The sequence below is a fragment of the Planctomycetaceae bacterium genome (assembly GCA_041398785.1).
GTDB lineage: Bacteria > Planctomycetota > Planctomycetia > Planctomycetales > Planctomycetaceae > JAWKUA01.
On record JAWKUA010000006.1, the window covers coordinates 99,275 to 117,501 of the forward strand.

General features: G+C 60.5%; 20 protein-coding genes and 1 pseudogene. 13 read left to right on the forward strand and 8 right to left on the reverse strand.

Annotated elements, in window-relative coordinates:
* Positions 1–160 precede the first annotated feature (160 nt).
* Positions 161–406: a hypothetical protein gene (locus R3C19_08890; GenBank protein ID MEZ6060464.1), complete on the reverse strand. Its 246-nt coding sequence runs from the start codon at positions 404–406 to the stop codon at positions 161–163.
* A 368-nt stretch (positions 407–774) separates the two neighbouring features.
* Between R3C19_08890 and R3C19_08895 the strand changes: the two genes are divergently transcribed.
* Complete coding sequence (locus R3C19_08895) at positions 775–1,770, forward strand: NAD(P)H-dependent glycerol-3-phosphate dehydrogenase (GenBank protein MEZ6060465.1); 996 nt, start codon at positions 775–777, stop codon at positions 1,768–1,770.
* Here the strand turns inward: R3C19_08895 and R3C19_08900 are convergent.
* Positions 1,692–2,417: a methyltransferase gene (locus tag R3C19_08900; protein MEZ6060466.1), complete on the reverse strand. Its 726-nt coding sequence runs from the start codon at positions 2,415–2,417 to the stop codon at positions 1,692–1,694. The two genes, R3C19_08895 and R3C19_08900, sit on opposite strands and share 79 nt — an antisense overlap.
* A 149-nt stretch (positions 2,418–2,566) precedes the next feature.
* Between R3C19_08900 and R3C19_08905 the strand changes: the two genes are divergently transcribed.
* The 4 genes and pseudogenes from R3C19_08905 (at position 2,567) to R3C19_08920 (ending at position 6,013) form a co-directional block, all read left to right on the forward strand.
* On the forward strand, positions 2,567–3,460 hold the full coding sequence (locus tag R3C19_08905) for a phytanoyl-CoA dioxygenase family protein (protein MEZ6060467.1): 894 nt from the start codon (positions 2,567–2,569) through the stop codon (positions 3,458–3,460).
* A gap of 306 nt (positions 3,461–3,766) precedes the next feature.
* The gene (locus R3C19_08910; protein ID MEZ6060468.1) at positions 3,767–4,726 is read left to right on the forward strand and encodes an aspartate carbamoyltransferase catalytic subunit; all 960 of its coding nucleotides are present in this window, start codon (positions 3,767–3,769) and stop codon (positions 4,724–4,726) included.
* Between the two features lie 47 nt (positions 4,727–4,773).
* Positions 4,774–5,604, forward strand: a pseudogene (locus tag R3C19_08915) (amidohydrolase family protein).
* A 172-nt stretch (positions 5,605–5,776) separates the two neighbouring features.
* Positions 5,777–6,013: an amidohydrolase family protein gene (locus R3C19_08920; protein ID MEZ6060469.1), complete on the forward strand. Its 237-nt coding sequence runs from the start codon at positions 5,777–5,779 to the stop codon at positions 6,011–6,013.
* Between the two features lie 6 nt (positions 6,014–6,019).
* On the opposite strand, the gene R3C19_08925 is transcribed toward R3C19_08920, so the two are convergent.
* On the reverse strand, positions 6,020–6,814 hold the full coding sequence (locus tag R3C19_08925) for a DUF4058 family protein (protein MEZ6060470.1): 795 nt from the start codon (positions 6,812–6,814) through the stop codon (positions 6,020–6,022).
* Between the two features lie 126 nt (positions 6,815–6,940).
* Between R3C19_08925 and R3C19_08930 the strand changes: the two genes are divergently transcribed.
* Positions 6,941–8,047: a glucose 1-dehydrogenase gene (locus R3C19_08930; GenBank protein ID MEZ6060471.1), complete on the forward strand. Its 1,107-nt coding sequence runs from the start codon at positions 6,941–6,943 to the stop codon at positions 8,045–8,047.
* Positions 8,048–8,091: 44 nt separating this feature from the next.
* Here the strand turns inward: R3C19_08930 and R3C19_08935 are convergent, their stop codons facing one another.
* Entirely contained in the window at positions 8,092–9,012 is a 921-nt protein-coding gene (locus tag R3C19_08935) for a hypothetical protein (GenBank protein ID MEZ6060472.1), read from the reverse strand.
* Positions 9,013–9,249: 237 nt separating this feature from the next.
* Here R3C19_08935 and R3C19_08940 point away from each other — a divergent pair, with 237 nt between their 5' ends.
* From R3C19_08940 to ruvC, 3 genes are all read left to right on the forward strand, one after another.
* Entirely contained in the window at positions 9,250–9,387 is a 138-nt protein-coding gene (locus R3C19_08940; protein MEZ6060473.1) for a 2-C-methyl-D-erythritol 2,4-cyclodiphosphate synthase, read from the forward strand.
* Positions 9,388–9,395: 8 nt separating this feature from the next.
* The gene (ispF, locus tag R3C19_08945) at positions 9,396–9,737 is read left to right on the forward strand and encodes a 2-C-methyl-D-erythritol 2,4-cyclodiphosphate synthase (protein ID MEZ6060474.1); all 342 of its coding nucleotides are present in this window, start codon (positions 9,396–9,398) and stop codon (positions 9,735–9,737) included.
* Positions 9,738–9,812: 75 nt separating this feature from the next.
* Positions 9,813–10,337, forward strand: a complete 525-nt coding sequence (gene ruvC / locus R3C19_08950) for a crossover junction endodeoxyribonuclease RuvC (GenBank protein MEZ6060475.1) — start codon at positions 9,813–9,815, stop codon at positions 10,335–10,337.
* A gap of 270 nt (positions 10,338–10,607) precedes the next feature.
* On the opposite strand, the gene R3C19_08955 is transcribed toward ruvC, so the two are convergent.
* Together R3C19_08955 and R3C19_08960 are read right to left on the reverse strand one after the other, a co-directional pair.
* Positions 10,608–10,883, reverse strand: coding sequence for a hypothetical protein (locus R3C19_08955; GenBank protein ID MEZ6060476.1), 276 nt, complete (start codon positions 10,881–10,883; stop codon positions 10,608–10,610).
* A gap of 5 nt (positions 10,884–10,888) precedes the next feature.
* Entirely contained in the window at positions 10,889–11,341 is a 453-nt protein-coding gene (locus R3C19_08960) for a hypothetical protein (GenBank protein MEZ6060477.1), read from the reverse strand.
* Between the two features lie 201 nt (positions 11,342–11,542).
* On the opposite strand from R3C19_08960, the gene R3C19_08965 reads away from it, so the two are divergent.
* The 3 genes from R3C19_08965 (at position 11,543) to R3C19_08975 (ending at position 13,945) form a co-directional block, all read left to right on the forward strand.
* Positions 11,543–12,529 (forward strand): MoxR family ATPase, encoded by a 987-nt coding sequence (locus tag R3C19_08965; GenBank protein MEZ6060478.1) that lies wholly within the window; start codon positions 11,543–11,545, stop codon positions 12,527–12,529.
* A 194-nt stretch (positions 12,530–12,723) separates the two neighbouring features.
* Positions 12,724–13,386 (forward strand): hypothetical protein, encoded by a 663-nt coding sequence (locus R3C19_08970; protein ID MEZ6060479.1) that lies wholly within the window; start codon positions 12,724–12,726, stop codon positions 13,384–13,386.
* A gap of 19 nt (positions 13,387–13,405) precedes the next feature.
* Entirely contained in the window at positions 13,406–13,945 is a 540-nt protein-coding gene (locus tag R3C19_08975; GenBank protein ID MEZ6060480.1) for a transposase, read from the forward strand.
* A 1,299-nt stretch (positions 13,946–15,244) separates the two neighbouring features.
* Here the strand turns inward: R3C19_08975 and R3C19_08980 are convergent.
* Positions 15,245–16,234, reverse strand: a complete 990-nt coding sequence (locus R3C19_08980; protein MEZ6060481.1) for a glycosyltransferase family 2 protein — start codon at positions 16,232–16,234, stop codon at positions 15,245–15,247.
* 268 nt (positions 16,235–16,502) lie between these two features.
* Between R3C19_08980 and R3C19_08985 the strand changes: the two genes are divergently transcribed.
* The gene (locus R3C19_08985) at positions 16,503–16,805 is read left to right on the forward strand and encodes a hypothetical protein (GenBank protein ID MEZ6060482.1); all 303 of its coding nucleotides are present in this window, start codon (positions 16,503–16,505) and stop codon (positions 16,803–16,805) included.
* Between the two features lie 46 nt (positions 16,806–16,851).
* Here the strand turns inward: R3C19_08985 and R3C19_08990 are convergent, their stop codons facing one another.
* A complete protein-coding gene (locus tag R3C19_08990) occupies positions 16,852–18,186 on the reverse strand; it encodes a DUF1552 domain-containing protein (GenBank protein MEZ6060483.1) in 1,335 nt (444 codons plus the stop codon).
* Positions 18,187–18,227: the final 41 nt, after the last annotated feature.

An 18,227-nucleotide genomic window follows, 5' to 3' on the forward strand; every position in this document is an offset into this window, starting at 1 on the left:
CCTGCTGACACCGTTGCGTCCGCAGGCCGAATTGCACGTCGGCCGGCTGTCTTGAGGAGTCTTCCACAAAAACCGGCGGCCGGGGCAAATTTTTCCGATTACGGTGCTGCGCTGACAGAAAGAAACATGAGCGGTCGGGCAGAAAAGCCGATCGTTCCGGTTATTCCGGCCGACGGTAGCCCAGCGACTGCATCACGTCGAACAGCTCTTCAAATGTGATGAACCGTCGACGGTGAGTGATCTTGTACTCATCCACGGCGTCCGCCAGTTCCGCCACTTCCGGACGTTCTGATCGATTGCCGTCGCGAAACTGTCGCCGTTCCAGACCCGTGCCGGAACCGTTGTCTCGCTGGCGACGGTCGACGAACTGGGGGTTTTCCACGGGATTGCCGAATACCTGTTGCATGGTTTCGTCCTTCTGTTGGTGTCCGAGCCCGCTTCCGCGCCTTCCCGGAACGGGACTGACGGAATTCGTCAGCGCAGAATCTTTCGGAGTCGAATAACCCTGGGACGCGTTTGCCTGCCAGGCAAACGGAATTCCTTCGGTCACCGTGTAATCAACAGCGAAGCTTCGCGGATTGATGCGCTTGCAGCGAAGTTGCCGGTCCGCCCGCGAGTGTGTCCCGGACGGCAGCTCGCTAGACTTCAGTGGGCATTGACTGCGACTCCGCAATTCCGGCCGCGTGCAAAATCCATCCGTTCACGCGACGACCGCGTCCCACCGGAAGCCTGCCGTCGGATAGCCATGTCATTTTCCGGAAGCGAGGCCTTTTGATGTCGGAACAGATTGCCGTGCTGGGAGCCGGCGCGATGGGAACTGCCTGCGCCGCGGTCCTGTCGCAGAACCGGCTGCACAGCGTTCGACTGTGGGCGAGGAACGCTACCTTTGCCAGCCATATCGCCGAAACTCGCGAAAACTCGCGATTGTTGCCCGGAATCCGACTCAACCCGCAGATCGAAGTGACTGCCGACCCCGCCGCCGCGCTGCACAACGCGGGCATCGTTGTGGTATGCGTGCCGACTCGCGGAATTCGCCAGATGTCGGGTCAGCTACGCGATTTCATTCCGGCCGCCGCGCTGCTGGTCAGTGCCGTCAAGGGAATCGAAAACGAAACGCTGATTCGGCCGAGCCAGATGCTGCAGGAACTGCTCGGCGACCGCCCCGTTGTGGCCCTTGGCGGTCCGTGTCACGCGGAAGAAGTCGCCATCGGCAGGCCGACGACCGTTGTTGCCGCGTCGGACAATGTCAGCGATGCCGAGCGAGTACAGCAGTTGTTCTCCACGGAAACACTGCGCGTCTATTCCAACAGCGATCTGACCGGAGTCGAACTTGGCGGCGCTCTGAAGAATGTGATCGCCATCGCAGCCGGAATCGGCGACGGACTGGGATTGGGAGATAATGCCCGGGCAGCGCTGATCACTCGGGGACTTGCGGAAATGGTTCGCTTCGGAACCGCAATGGGAGCAGCGCCGGAAACGTTCTACGGCCTTGCCGGGATCGGCGATCTGGTCGTAACCTGCGGCAGTCGGCACAGTCGCAATCGGCATGTCGGAGAACTGCTGGGTCAGGGCCGGACTCTGGACTTTATTCAGCAATCCATGCACGCGGTGGCAGAAGGCATCTTCACGGCCGGAAGTATCAAAAGTATCTCCGAACAGCAGAACATCGACATGCCCATCGCCACGGAGGTTTATCGCGTGCTGTTCGAAAACAAATCTCCGCGCGCGGCGACGGAAGAATTGATGAACCGGCCGCTGAAGGAAGAATGATTCGCAGCGGTGCGACGTTTCAGCTCCAGAAGCTGAAAACGGCCACGCTGCGGTTGAATGATCTCCGTGCCGTCGTCCGCGCACAGACGGATGCTCCAGGCTTCCGCAGCCCGTTGAAGAAACCGCCGAGCCGGTTCACGTCCGGGGTCGCCGATCCACAGCGTTCCCTGTTCCGACAGCAGAGTCTCCGCGGCCGACAGCAGGGCATCGTGGCTGTCTTCGTCGTACAGAACGTCGCTGGCCAGCAGCACCTCGACACGCGGATGTTCCGGCGTGCGCCAGTCCAGAACCTTTCCGCAAGCACCGGCGAAGCCATTCAAAACGGCATTCTCCACCGCCAGTGCAACGGCTTCCGGAACCAGGTCAGTAAACGTCACGTCGAGCCCTGCCATCAGTCCGGCGATCCCGACAAGACCCGTTCCGCAGCCGAGTTCCACGACCGCCGTACCTGGTTTCCACATGTGCCCAAGCACCAGGCGAGCCGTCGGAGTCGCCGCGTTCCACAGCAGTCCCCAATACGGATCCGTGGACGGACCGCCGTTTTGTTCGGCGGCCACGGCGTCATTCAGAATCCGGTCCGGTTCCGCCGGAACACGCAAGCGCACCGTGGCGCGACCCAGGTCGATAGTGGTTGACTTAAATTCCACGCGTTATTCTGCCGCCTTTCACGGCACAGCAAGCACCGTTCGCGGCTTCTCTCAATACGGGTCGGTCACAGTATCGGCTGCTCACAGTATCGCGTACTCACAGTATCGTCTCGCAACCTTCGCGTCACGGCGCATTCGGCGGCACATTCGTGTCTGCGGTCTGGAAAGCAATTGCGGAAACCATGCAGGATCTTTCAACACAACATCATCGCGTCACGTCACTGTTCGCCGATTCCACGGCGCCGGTCGTGAAGTTCACTCAGCGGCAACTGGACGACTATCGCCGCGACGGTTTCATTGCCGGCCCGAAGATCCTGACGGACGAACAGCTCGATGTTCTTCGGAACGAACTGGCTGGTCTGGTTCAGCCCGATCACGACGGACGCGAATTGTGGTATGAGTACAATTCCAACGAATCGGCCGACCCCGACCGAGTGCTGTTTCATGCTTTGGGAGCCTGGCGGATTGCCGGCGGGTTTCATGATGCCCTGTGGAATCCGGCTTTTGTTGCGCTGGCGGAACAGCTTCTGGAAGGACCGGTGCGATTCTGGCACGACCAGTTGTTCTGCAAACCGGCGTATCACGGTGGAGTCGTCGCGTGGCATCAGGACTATTCCTATTGGACTCGCACCCGCCCGATGGCTCACCTGACATGCTGGATCGGTCTGGACGACGCCACAAAGGACAACGGCTGCGTGCAATACATTCCCGGCAGTCATTACTGGGATCTGCTGCCGATTACCGGCCTGGCGGGCGATATGCTGGCGATTCGCGAGGTTCTGAACGACGAACAGTGGGACCGGATGCAGAACCCGGTGGCCGTGGAACTGAAGGCCGGAGAATGCGTGTTCCATCATCCTCTGATGGTTCACGGTTCCGGCGAAAACCGCACCGACGGTCCTCGGCGAGCCTACGTGGTCAACGTCGTACTCGACGGCGTCTGCAGTGAGTCCGACCAGCCGCTGCTGGACGGCGTGCCGGTGATTCCGCCGGGGCAGCCGCTGGAAGGCCAGTTCTTCCCGCTGTTGTCAGCGGCCAGGTAATTGCTGCCAATTCCCGTTGCGCGCGACGACTTCCGCCATTCGCACCTCCCCTCCGCCATTCGCGCTCTTCGGTGTTGCGGCGTCCGTTCCGACATTCCGCGCAGGCGGAACCCAGCCGGTGGCGCAATGGGGCTCCGCCTGCGCGGGAATGACACAGCGAGCGCCGGAAGCAACAGCTCCCCGCACCTTCCAGCTGTTCACGCTGTGCGGGTCATTGAACAACCGTCCGTGCGCCGCTAGATTCCCGCGGTGTTTGCGCTGCTCCCGCGCGGTCCGCGATGGCCTCAATCAATCAAACAGCGACGGATGACCGATCAGCAACTCGAACTCAGCCTGGCGGCTCCGTGGCACGAACGCCATTTGCTGGGTCTGGAACATCTGTCCGCCGAACAGATCACCACAATTCTGGACCTTGCCGACCGGTTCCATGAACTGACCGACGGCGCGTCGCAGCGGCTGGACGTGCTGCGCGGAACCGTCGTCGCGAATCTGTTCTTCGAGAACTCGACTCGCACGAAAACCAGTTTCAACATCGCCGCGCGACGACTCGGTGCGGACACGGTCGACTTTTCCTCCAGCGGCAGCAGTCTGTCCAAGGGCGAAACCTTCGTCGACACCGCTCTGACGATCGAAGCCATGGGAGTCGACCTGGTGGTCTGCCGGCATCGCACGGTCGGCGCGCCGCATCTGTTGTCGCGGCATCTGAAAGCGGGAGTCCTGAATGCCGGAGACGGAACACACGAACATCCGACTCAGGGGCTGCTGGACATTCTGACCATTCGCCAGCGGCGAGGACGCATCGACGGCCTGACGGTGGCTCTGGTGGGCGACATTCGGCACAGTCGCGTCGCCCGCTCAAACATTCACGGACTGCGGAAACTGGGAGCCCGCGTGATTGTCTGCGGCCCGGCGACGCTGATTCCGCGAGCGATCACGAAGCTGGGCGTGGAAGTCGCCTACAACCTGGACGACATTCTTCCCGAAGTCGATTGCGTGAACCTGCTGCGAGTGCAGTTCGAGCGTCAGCGCGGAGCGTTCTTTCCGTCGATCGCCGAGTACGCTCACCTGTTCGGCATGAACGGAGACCGCATCGCCCGCGCGAAGGACGATCTGCTGGTGCTGGCTCCCGGCCCGATCAATCGCGGCGTCGAACTGACTCCCGAAGTCGCCGACGGCCCGCATTCAGTGATTCTGAATCAAGTGTCCAACGGCTTGCTGATTCGCATGGCGTGCCTGTACCTGCTGGCGAAGGGAGTGCAGGCATGAGTCGGCTGCTGATTCGCAATGGAACCGTCATCGATCCGGCCGGCGACATGGAACGCCCCGCGTCCCTGCTGATTGACGACGGCCGCATCGCTGCAGTGCTCGCTGAGGACGACGATCCAGGCCACGCGGACCGGACCATCGACGCGTCCGGGTTGCTGGTATGCCCCGGATTCGTGGACGCTCACGTGGCGCTGCGGGAACCGGGCTTTGAAGAAGACGAAACCATCGCCAGCGCCACCGCAGCGGCGCTGGCTGGCGGATTCACCAGCATCGCCGCGCTGCCCGACACCAATCCTGTCGTCGACAACCACGGATCAGCGGAATTCGTCAAACGCCAGGCGGAACGAGCCGGCAACTGCCGCGTGTATCCGCTGGGAGCCGTCACCAAAGGAAATCAGGGAAAGGAGCTGGCGGAAATCGGTCAGTTGGTCGAAGCCGAGGCGGTTGCGTTTACGGACGGCAAGACTCCCATCGCCAATGCCGAAGTCATGCGCCGCGCGCTCGAATACACGGGAATGTTCGGCCGTCCGATTCTGCACTATTCGATCGTGCCGGAACTGCTGGAAGCGGGTCTGATGCACGAAGGATTCGAATCCACGCGGCTGGGTCTGCGCGGAATTCCGGCGGCCGCTCAGGACATCATGACCGATCGCGATATCGCTTTGGCCGAACTGACGGAAGGTCGCGTCCACATCATGTGCGTCACCACCAGCGGAGCCGTCGATCACATCCGGCGGGCTCAGCAGGCCGGCATCCGAGTCACCGCCGACGTAACGCCGCATCACCTGCTGCTGACGGACGACGTGATGGGAACCTTTGATACGCTGTACAAATGCAATCCGCCGTTCCGCAGTCGTGAACACATCAACGCTCTGATCGCCGGTCTGCAGGACGGAACGATCAGCGTGATCAGTTGCGACCACCAGCCGCTGGCGATCGAAAAGAAAGCCGTGGAACTCGACTCCGCACCGTTTGGCATCTGCGGCCTGGAAACCGCTGGCGATCTGCGTCGAAACACTCATTCAACCGGGACATCTGTCGTGGCGACAGTTGATCGGCTGCCTGACGGAAGCTCCGGCTGGTCTGCTCGGACTGAACGCGGGAACGCTGACGGTCGGTGCCGCCGCCGACGTCACGCTGATCGATCCGAACGAAGTCTGGACCGTCGATGCCAGATCATTCCGATCCCGCAGCCGCAATACTCCGTTCGACGGGCGGCGCGTTACCGGTCGAGTCGTGACAACGATCGTCGGCGGCGACGTGAAATACAGCACGCGGGCGTCGTGAGCCGCTTCAGCCGCCCGCCGCCGGACCGCTGCCGACGACGCCACCACAGAATTCCTTTTCGTCGTCGCTCAGGTCCCCCGGAACGGATTGATCGTAGTTGAGGAATTCGGGATACGGCCCGGTTTCCCAACAGCGCTGAAACACTTTCGGCAGGTCCAGCACAACATCCGGGTCGCCGTCGGCAAGAGGAACCGCGATGCGCGGCAGGCGATCTGTCAGAGCGAAGCCGTAAAGTTCGTAGCGAGTCGGTGCAGCGCGGGTCACGGCCGCCAGGTAGCGCCGCGACTTCAATCGCGACAGATAGTACTTGTCAATCTGAATCGGGGAGTCGCCGGCTCGCAGCAAATCGATTTCCACCAGGTTTGTACCGCCTCTCCAAAGATCGCTTTGCTTCCTGTGATACGAATCCAGGCCGGCTCCCGGCTGTTTGTTGGCGGGACTCAGCACTTCGATCGCGGTAACGATTCTGTTGCCGGCGGATGGCTGGATGATCTCAATGTACGGTTCGCGGATTTCCTCCAGCAGGATGTCCACAACCAGAGCCGGATCAGCCGTGGCCTCCATCGTCGCAATGGCGGAAGTCGATTCTGTTCCATGATGGCGATGAAGCACGGAAACATCCGGCCACACAGACCGGTCGTCATTGACGATGTACGTCCGATGCTGGCTCAGCGCGCCGTACTTTGGTCGCAGCAGCGGCTGCAGCGCTTCTCGAATGTACGAAACCAGACTGTCATGAAAATCCGGCCAGATCGATGGTCGTTCGAGATACGGGTCCATTCCGGGAAACGGGCACTGCATTGGTCATCTCACGGTGCTGGGGGTTCAATCCGATTGGATTTCATTGTAATCGATCGATGCTTTGACGCACGAAGCTTCCGTCTTAGAATCCGCCACCCTCCGCCATAATCAAGGAATCATTCGCTCATGAAAGCTGTCGCCGTACGTCCCGGAACGCCCAACAGTGTCCATCTGGCTGAACTGGACAAGCCTTCCGTCGGCGATATTCCGGACGGTCGCGGAGTTCTGGTGAAGGTGCTGAAAGTCGGAGTCGACGCAACGGACCGCGAAATCAACGACGCACTCTACGGCCAGGCTCCTCCAGGCTACGACTTCCTGGTGATCGGCCACGAACTGTTCGGAATTGTCGAGGAAATCGGTCCGAACGTGAAGAAGGTCAAACCCGGCGACTATGTCACCTGCACGGTTCGCAGGCCGGGAAGTTCGATTTTCGACAAGATCGGCCGGTCCGACATCACCAGCGAAGAAGAATACTACGAACGCGGCATCAACCTGCGGCACGGTTATCTGACCGAATACTTCGTCGACGACGAGGAATTTATCGTGAGGATGCCGGTCGGGCTGAAACATCTGCACGTGCTGGCGGAACCGATGAGCTGTGCGGCGAAAGCCGTCGAACAGGCGTTTCTGGCTCAGCAGCGACTGCAGGTATGGGAACCGAAACGAGCCTGGGTGACGGGAGCCGGCCAGATCGGTCTGCTGACGACACTGATTCTGCGCCTGCGCGGCATGGAAGTCTGGACGCTGGCTCGCGGACCGAAACATGGCAACCTGAAGGCCGAAATTGCCGCAGGTCTTGGTTCTCACTACGTCAGCACCGCCGACACGTCACTAAAGGAACTGGCCGCGGAGGTCGGCAAGCCGGACCTCATCGTCGAAGCCACCGGCAGCAGCGCGATTGCATTTGAATGCATGGAGATACTCGGGCACAACGGCTGCATCGTGTGGACCAGCATCACCGGCGGCAAACGCAAACTGGATGTTCCCAGTGACAGCGTCAACCTGAACTGGGTTCTGGGAAACAAGCTGCTGCTCGGTTCCGTGAACGCCAATTTCCGGCATTTCGAATCGGGCATCGCCGACCTGGCGCTGGGTGACGTGACGTTTCCCGGAGTCCTGCGGAAGATCCTGACCACGCCGGTCGACGGTCTGGACAACTATCAGGAAATGATGCGGCTGCTGGTTGAAGATCGTGACGCGCTGAAAGTGTACGTCAACGTTGCCGAAGGCTGATGTCCGACGCGATGCGGCACAGACCGCGCTCTTCGGCACAGTGTTCAATACTTGCTGTATTGCACGTTCAGTTCCTTCTGGCCGACCACTTCTTCGACCCCGGCCAGTCGCAGGACCAGCAAATGTTCCTGCGCGGATGTCAGCGTTTCGGACCGGAAGAACAGTTTTCCGATCGTCCAGTCGGCTGATTCCCGGTAGCCCACAACGACGGCTTCGTTGGTGTGCAGCTTGACCTCAAACTGCTGTTCGTACAGTGGAATCACGTTTTGTCGCACGGCCATCTGTTCGCGGCCCTGTTCGATGCTGTAGCGGTTCGTGCTGGATCCAAAATGGATTTGCGGCTGAAACTTCAGCACCACCCATCCTTCGCCAAACGACGCGACCTCCACGTGCAGCAGACAGCGCCCGTCCTGAATTTGCCGCAGTTGCTGCAGTTCCGACGGAGCCGTATCGGGAATCGCAGCACCCGGGACACTGGAATTCAGCAGAATCACCGAATCGCTGCCTTCGGGAATCGCGACGGGCGAACCGAATCGCGACGCTGGTTTCGCGTCCGGTTTTCGGCCGATGAGCACGTCGCCGGTAGTACGTCGCTGCTGCTGCGGAACGGGAGCGTGGTCGACAAGGCTGGCCACCGCCCAGGGAAGCGTCATCCCCGAAGCGCCCACGCGAAAGCCGGCTTCGTTCAGCCGCTGCCGGTCGCGGGGATCCATCAGGCCGCTTTCGTCCAGTTCTTCCCACGCAAGTTCCCGGATCGTCTGATCCGCCGCCGGCTGCACGACGACGGACGCGTCCAGATGTACGACTTTTCGTGTGGGAGCGTTCGCGTCGATCTCAGGCTCCGCCGCAAAACGCCGGAACGGAAGTTTCAGCGACAGCTCGCCGCTGCTGTCGTCCCGGAAAAGCGCGCAGCCCGGCACGGCAGTCACCAGCAAAGTCAGGATGGTGAGCCGCTGAAAGCTCATGAAAACGCCGTGTCTGAAGTCTGTGCCACGAATGGAAGGAGTCTCGAAATGCAATGACCCTTGTGCGCAGCTGCTGTCCGCAACTGCAGCGTCCGGGCGCAGCGCGGGCCGCGCGGGAACCTATGGAAATCCGGAACCTTCGGTCAACGCCGCATCCGATGGTTCGTCGGCTTTTTCGTCACTCGCTATCGTGCGGCTGACGTTTGCTGTCCCATGTCTGTCAGGATGAAGTTGCACATGCAGAATCTGCCGGTGCTGAGAGTCGGCCAGGGTCATGACCTTCATCGGACCGTCGCCGGCCGGCCGCTGATCATTGGCGGTGTGTCGATCGACTGCCCGTTTGGCCTGGATGGCACAGCGACGCGGATGTCCTGATTCACGCCGTGATCGATGCGCTGCTGGGAGCGTCCGGCAATGGCGACATCGGCGGCTGGTTTCCCAACACCGATCCTCGCTGGAAAGACGCAGATTCTGCCGCAATGCTCGACAGTGTGATCAGCCGGCTGAGGCGTCAGCGATGGCGGATCGAAAACCTGGATTGTACGATTTCCGCCGAACAGCCACGCCTGGAAGACTGGAAACCCCGGATTCGCATGCGTCTGGCGGAACTGCTGGACCTGGAACCGGATCTGGTCAACGTGAAGGCAAAGTCGGGGGAAAAAGTCGGACCGATCGGACGCGGCGAAGCGATTGCCGCAGACGTGGTTGTGCTGCTGTCGCGCTGATGCCGATCAACAGGTGAATAGGAAACACACAATACGTCTCAAATCACGTCTGACCGACTACCAGCCTTCTTCGCCATGTCATTCGCCGACTCCGCAAACCAGCACGGCACCGGTCAGATTCGGTATCTGGGCATCGATCCCGGACTGAACCGTACCGGCTACGCGCTTCTGGAACGGCGGCGATCCGGTCCGCTGCTTGTGGAAGGCGGCATTCTTCGTTCCAGCAAGACCGCCAGCCTGCAGCATCGCGTTCAGGAAATTGCTCGCGGGCTGCGTGACGTGCTGGACGAACTGAAGCCGGAAATCGTCGGCATCGAACAGATCTTCTCGCACACTCAGAATGTCAAAACCGCTCTGATGCTGGCCCACGTGCGAGGCGCCATCCTGCTGACTCTGGCCGACCATGACGTGCCCGTTGTGCACTACACGCCGACTCAGATCAAGCGACTGCTGACCGGAAACGGGCGAGCACCGAAGGAACAGATTCAGCACGCGGTCAAAGCCGAACTGCGCCTCGATTCGATTCCGGAACCCAACGACGTAGCCGACGCATCCGCCGTCGCACTGTGCCTGTACCACTCCGTCCGGTTTGCCGCATAACGCTTTGGCCAACGTGTCGTGCAGTGTGGCACTGGCTGTACCAGTGCGATTTCGCTGCGGACAGCTCCCCCACGGCCAGTGCCACACAACGGATCAAATCGGAGCTGACAAAGCACGAGCACTTCGTCAGCCGAGTATTGATGGATCGAACGGGCGCGGAAATCGGTAGCCGCGACTTCCCGAGCGTCGAGCGCACATCCGGACCCATGACATGACACCCGACAGCCGACCGGGCACGGGCATGCAACGCGGTGACGATTCGCCGCCGGACTATTCGGCGCCGGGCGAATCGTCGTTGGCATGGGCTTCGTTCTTCAGTCGCTCCTGTTTCACGACATAAGCGTGCAGCCGTCGACCCCAGACGAAATACTGAGCCGCGAAGAACGCGATCAGCAGCAACATCGCGCCGCCCATCTGGACGGCTCCGGGAATTACAATCGCGATCAGACCAAAGAACGCGACCACCATAAAGCCGCCAACGATCAGAGCGATGGCGACAGTCGGGACTTCCTGCTTCGGCGGTTGCGGTTCCGGCGTCAGTGGCATGGGGATCAGTCCTCCAGCAGCTCGCGAAGAGTTTCGTAGCGAACGTCCATTCCGTCCCGCAGCGACTCACGGATTCTGGCCTCGGTCATGACAAATCCCAGCATTCCGCCGGGAGGTTCAAACAGGACCCGATCCGTCAGCGAACAGATGGACAGATCGTCGCCGGCCTGCATGTGCTGCGTATGCCGCCAGGAGCGGGCCGGACCTTCAATCTGCTCGGCGATAATCTGAGCCTCAGCGACTTCGACATATCGGTGACGCATCCGCTGCTTGAATCCATACGCCGTGATTCGGAATTCGATTTCATCGCCTTCGCTGATGACTGCCGGGGCGTTCAGAATTTCCAACTGCAGGTCGGGATCGCTGATCTGAGGAAGATTGGCCGGCCGCAGCAGGAACTCGCGCAGCGCCAGGACAGGACATTTCAATTCCGTCTGTGATTCAAACTCCGCCATCATCTGTCTTCCGGAAGTCAGCGAAACACCTGCAGTGTACGGTATCCGAAGCGTCCGTCGCTTCGCAACAGGGCTCAGCAGCGACGGTTCCGGTGCGGCGCGGATAACGACGGCACGACGTCGCGCCGCGTCGTTTTCCGCGGCGGCTTTGTCGACTACAGTTCGGCCTCCTGCAACTCACCTTCATTTTTCCCGCCGCAGCCAATGCCTGAATCTGAATCACTGGACGCCGAACTGCAACGTTTTCGCACCGACTTCAACCGGCTGAAAGATGAAATCGGGCGAGTCATCGTCGGGCAACAGGACATTGTCGAAGGCACTCTGGCCGCGCTGATCGGCGGCGGCCATGTTCTGCTGGAAGGTGTGCCGGGGCTGGGAAAGACGATGCTGGTCAAGACACTGGCCGACGCGCTGCACCTGCATTTTTCGCGAGTTCAGTTTACGCCGGACCTGATGCCCGCAGACCTGGTCGGCACCAACATTGTTCTGGAAGCGGTCGACGGCGGCCGGCGATTTGAATTCCAGAAGGGCCCCATCTTCGCCAACATCGTCCTGACCGACGAAATCAATCGCGCGACTCCCAAGACGCAGTCGGCGCTGCTGGAAGCAATGGCCGAACGGTGTGTGACGCTCAACGGTCAGACCTACGAACTTCCGAAGCCGTTTCTGGTGATGGCAACTCAGAACCCGCTGGAAATGGAAGGCACTTATCCGCTTCCGGAAGCTCAGCTTGACCGTTTCTTCATTAAGCTGATGGTGCGATATCCGACGCCGCAGGATCTGGTCACGATCCTGGACCGCACAACCGCCGTTGAGGAACCGAAAGCGGAAGCCGTGATCTGCGGCGAACGAATTCTGCAAATGCGGCGGCTGGCCCGGCAGATTCCGATTGCCGATGACGTGCGCCAATTTGCGATCGACCTGGTCCTGGCGACTCACCCCGACCAGCCACTCGCCACCGACATGGTTCGCCGATACGTGCGGTACGGTTCCAGCCCGCGAGGCGCCCAGGCGCTGATTCTGTACGCAAAGATCCTGGCAATTCTGGACAGTCGCTATCATGTCGCCAAAGATGACCTGAAGACGGCCGCTCACCCTGTCCTGCGGCATCGCATGATTCTGAACTTCGAAGGCCAGGCAGAAAGTGTATCGTCGGACGACGTCGTGAATCAGTTGGTGGAAATCAAATAGTGTCCGGTGACGGAAATGTTTCCGTCATCAGGCTCTTCCGTCGTGTTCAACGGAAACCCCGACACGCATCGTGCCTCTTAGGCGTGGGGCAGATGAGAATTTCCCTGTAAACTGGTCTGTATGCAATGGGATCGAGGCGAGACACTACGGGGGAATCGGTTTTGGGATGAGGTGAGTGAACAAGGGGGATTGCCATGGATGGCGGAGCAGATCAGTTGTTGATTTCGGCGGCCCGTCAGATGCGGGGATCGGGGCGGCGGATGTTTCTCGCGGATGTTTGCAGCACGCTGTGTAACGGCAGTTCGCGGCAGGCGGAGTATCGGTTTGGCTGGGGACGTAAGACGATCGAAAAGGGAATGGCCGAACGGGCTCTGACCGGGGAGCAGCTTGCCAGTCGGCCGTCCAGCGGCAACCGGGGACGCCGGCCGACCGAACAGCAGCACCCGCAACTGGCCATCGATATCCGGCTGATCGTCGAGCCACACACGCAGCCGGACCCGGAACTGAAAACCAGGCGGCTCTACACCAACCTGTCGGCCGCGGAGGTGCGAGCGGCGCTGCAGGAAAAAGGTTACACCGAAGCCGAACTGCCGAGCGAACGCACGCTTCGCGACATTCTGAATCGCATGAACTATCGGCTGAAGCGGATTCAGAAAGGCAAACCTCTGAAGAAAACGGAACACACCGATGCGATCTTTGACAACGTGAAGGCGGTGCGATCTTCTGCCGCCGACGACCCGGAAACACTGGAAATTTCGGTCGACACGAAGGCCAAAGTAAAACTGGGCGAATACTCTCAGGGGGGAAAAAACCAGAACCGACAGCGACGGAAACGTCGTCAAGGCGTGGGACCATGACCCGCCGACCAAAGACAAGCTGGTTCCGTTCGGTGTGCTGGAACTGGCCAGTGGTTTGCTCACATTGATCTTCGGGACGCGTGAATGCAGCGACTTTTGGGGCGACGGCCTGACGCTGTGGTGGGAAGGAGTTCGCAGTCGCTGCCGGGGTATTCGGCGTCTGGTGATCTATCTCGACAACGGACCGAAGAATTCGGGAGTCACGCGAAAGTTTCTTCGCCGGATGGTTCAGTTCGCCGACTTCTCGGGCCTGGAGGTTCGACTGATTTATTACCCGCCGTATCACAGCAAATATAATCCGATCGAACGCTGCTGGTCGTCGCTGCAGCGGAAATGGAACGGTGTGCTATTGACCTGCTGGCACGTCGTCCGCGCGTGTGCCCTGAGAATGACCTGGTGTGGTCAACATCCGAGCGTTCACAAGATCGACGACCCGTATCACAATGACGCTCCGGTCACCAACGCCGAAATGAAACAAATCAACGCCCGACTCGAACGATCAACAACTCTCAGCAAATACGACGTCACCATCAAGCCACTCAAACCCCGCGGCAGGTAAATTCTCTACTGCCGCACGCCTTAGGCCTGCGACAGATGAGAATAGTCCCTCCCGTTGAAATGGGAGGGTCGAAGTTTGATCGCCGTGCAGGCGATCAAACGAGGGGAGGGCGTCCACGCAACGGAAATTCGCCGTGGTCACCCTCCCCGCGATCGAACGCCTGAACGGCATTCGATCGGCGACCCTCCCGTTGAAACGGGAGGGTGAAGCAATTGCCGCTCTGAAATGGTAAATTCTCATCTGCCGCGCGCCTGAAAAGTACCGGATCCCGATAACGTGATATCCGTTTGTGGGTAAGCGCATGCCGGAGACTGGCATTCCGCAGCTTCACCCACGGGCGCCGCTTCCGGGAGGAAGTCACACGGGCGGAGCGAAGTGGCAGAACGGCCGAACGCGCAATCGACGTGCGGCCATCGCAGATCGATCAACGCGCCGTTCGCCCGCCCCCGAACTTGCTTCGCTCGTTCGAACCCTCCCAGCCTGGCCGTCGGCCGGGAGGGGTTGCTTGCGGGCGGTCCGGGGAGCAGAATGACGCGCGGCGCGTTGTCGTCTGGGCGAGCCTTGCCGATTGCCATCACGGACAGGCCGGTGATGAAACCGAACAGCGGATCGGTGACGCGCGCGAGTCTGGGAAGCCAGCGGTCGGCGGACCGCATCTGGCGATTCACGGAATCGTCCGCCGCCGGTCTCGTTCGCGACATCGGTTGTGATACCACCAGCCGGCGGCTCCGGTCATGTTCAGATAACGCGTTCGATGAACGATCCGTGCCGGCGGGCGCGCAGTGCTTCGGCGGGCGCGTCGGCGTGAGTAGCGGCGGAGCGTCCTGCTTCGAATCCATCTTTCCAAACAGCTGGTGAGCGGGCACGATCAAGCGCCAGCATCGCGTGCGGTGCGACGGCGTCCTTCATCCATCGCAAGGGCAGTTGATATCGTCTTTGATGTGTTCCAGCACATTGAAACACACAATCGAATCGGCTCGAAGCTGGCGACGTGCGGACGCTGCTTCGTCGGTGAGATCCACGATTTCCGCACGCGTCGTCGCTCGACGAACGATTCCGCACGGCGTCCAGACACGCCGGGTCGATATCGGTGGCCAGCACCTGACGCGATCAATCTCCGCAGCATGGCCGTGTATGTTCCGTAACCGACCTGATTCCCAGACGCGATCACCCAGATACCTCTGGACGCAGCGGAACAGATAAAGCGCGGATACGCCTGCATGCGTTCGCGCATGGCAGGGGCTCTCATGGTGTCCGCACCTGTCGGAAGCGGGCCCACCGCCGCTGCCCGGCTGTGATTCAGACTGCATCCGGCGTATCTCCGTCGCGGATCACTGTGCCGTCACCGCGCGGACTGTCGGGCGGCCGATCGCCGGCTTTCGTGCTGTTGTTCGTATCTGAGCCGCGACCGCGATCCCGGCACGTCGTCAAAGACTGGTCGCTGAGGCATGACGGCAACCGCCAGGAACCCCAGTCCCAGAACCAGGGCAGCGGCGGAAGCGGCGACAACGGCACACAGAAACCAGACGGCACTTTTCCACAGAACGGCGGCAAGTCCGCACCACAGGGCCAGCACAGCGAAGGGGTGGCCAGCAGCAGAAACATTTTGACGGGATTACAGCGCAGGATTGCTTCGACAATGATCTGCAGAGCTCGCAGTGAATCCCTCACGTGACGGACTTTCGACCGCCCTTCCCGCTGACCGTATTTGATCGCGATGTAGTGCACGCTGAGATCGTTGTGCAGATACGCCAGCGTCGAAGTCGTGGTGAAGGAAAATCCCGCGCTGATGATCGGAAAGAACCTGACGATCTGACTGCGCCGGAAGACTCGCAGCCCGGAGTTGATATCGGGAATGTTCTGGCCGGCGGAGAATTCGCTGAGCCACCGAAACACATTTCGTCCCCAGCGTTTGAACGTGCTGCCCTGGTAAAACCGGCCCTGACGCGCGCCGACGACCATGTCGAATCGTTCGGCCAGCGAAATCATTTCCGGGATCCGATCCACGGGATACGTCTGATCCGCGTCCGTGATGGCGATCAAGTCGTACCGAGCGGCGGTGATCCCGCTTTTCAGGCTGCGACCGTAGCCGAAGTTCTGAGGATGTTCGACGACCTGATCGGCCGTTTTGCGAGCGAACTTTGCGGTGTCGTCGGTGGCGCCGTCGACGACGACGATGACTTCGTGTTCAATCCCGGCCGCTTCCAGATGCCGACGAATTTCGGCGACGACACCGGTGATGGACCTGGCTTCGTTGTAAGCCGGAACAACGACGGACACCGCTGGCATGAGATTCTCAACTGCGAAGGCTTCGTGATCGTGAAGGACGGCATCGTGGCGTCACGGCGCAGAACACCGCGACTCAGCAGCCTACCAATTGCAACAGCCCTCTGCGCGACCGGCGACGGAATTGAGCGGGAACGCGGCACTGCCGTCCGGTAATTCGCCGCAAATTCCACGCAACACGTTTCGCCCTGCCACGAGAATTGTGGGGACAAGTATCCCCCGGGGGACGGGTTCGGTACCGGCACGTCCCGATTTGAAGTGGAGCGAACGAATGGCAAGCGGCACCATCAGCGGTCGGTTTTATGAGTTTCAGCGGGGCACCGTCAGTGAAATCGGCCGGCCGATTCCCCGCAACCAGGCACTGGACCGGATCCGGCGAGGTCAGGACGTTTACACTCCGATGGGTGCCGACGCGAAGGCTCTGGCCAAGGACGTGCAGAAAGGCAAAGCGGACTGGGAAGGTTCGCACGATGCCGGCTACTACCCGCACTATCACGCCGCCGGAAATCACAGCTACGGACACGTGTTCTATGGTGAACGGGGCTTTCGTCAGGGACAAAACCGACGTTCGTAGTGGATTTGATTTGCCCGCGACGGATGCAAACCGTCCACGGACCGCGTCATCCGATGTTCAGTGAGCCGGTGCTGTCCCCAAGTTCTTTGATGCCCGCATGAAGCCGGTCGGTCATTGACAGGAACAGGTTGTTCAACGGCGTTTCGTTCGGGAATTCCAGGAAACGTCCGGTGTCAACGGTCCCGCCGCCGCGACCGGCAAGGATGATCGGCAGGTCGTCGTGATTGTGACGGTTGCCGTCGGAAATCCCGCTGCCGTACAGGATCATGCTGTTGTCCAGCAGTGTGTTTTCGCCTTCCTTAACCGACTTCATGCGCTGCAGAAACCAGGCAAACTGTTCCACCAGGTATTTGTCGATGCGTGCGATCCGGGTCATTTTCTCCGGATCATCCTGGTGATGCGACAGTTCGTGATGACCATCCTTGACGTCGACTTCCGGATACGTGCGATTACTGCCCGCGTCGGCCAGCATGAATGTGCTGATGCGAGTCGCATCGGTCTGAAACGCCAGCAGCAGAATGTCGTACATCAGCCGGATGTGTTCCTTCAGATCGGCGGGGACTCCGTCGGGAAGCTGCATTTCGGGAACGTATGACGGAGCCATGTGACCGGCGCGATCGATACGCTGTTCGACGTCCCGGACGCTGGTGAAGTACTCATCCAGCTTGTGGCGATCGCTGCCTCCCAGTGTGTTTCTCAGCCGACTCGCGTCATCGGCGACAAAGTCCAGAATGCTCTTTCGATAACGATTGCGGCGTTCCTGGGTCGCCGTGTCGCCCGGGTTTCCGAAGATGCGTTCAAAGGCCAGCCGGGGATTGATTTCCTTGGCGGTCGGCGTGTTGGGTGCCTTCCAGCTGATGTTGGCTGAATAGGCACAGCTGTATCCCGAATCGCAGCTTCCCGCGTTGCGGCCTCGTTCAATCCCCAGTTCCAGCGACGGCAGCCGAGTCAGATGCCCGACTTTCTGCGCGGCGGCCTGGTCGACAGAAACTCCCACAAAGATGTCAGCGCCGGAAGTCTTGCGCGGCTGAGCTCCGGTCAGAAAGGCGCTGGCATTTCGAGCATGGTCGCCGCCGCCGTCTCCGTTGGCCCGCGCGTGGTGCTGAGTCAGGCCGCTCATAATCAGCAGATCATCCTTCATTGGGGCGACCGGCTGCATTGTGTCGTTGAACTGGAAGTTTCGACCGCTGCCGGACGGTTTCCACTTCTGCATAATGGCTCCGTTCGCGAAGAACAGGCAGGCCATGCGCACCGGTGCCGTCGGCGCTGCGGAGGCTCCGGCGGCCGCCGCCCCGGGCAGCATGATGTCCAGCAGGGGCAGTGACAGACCGGCTCCGAAACCGCGAAGAACAGTCCGGCGAGGCAGGCGAGTCGGGAACATGGCGAGATCCTTGCAACGAAGTGCGGCGGAAATGAACGACA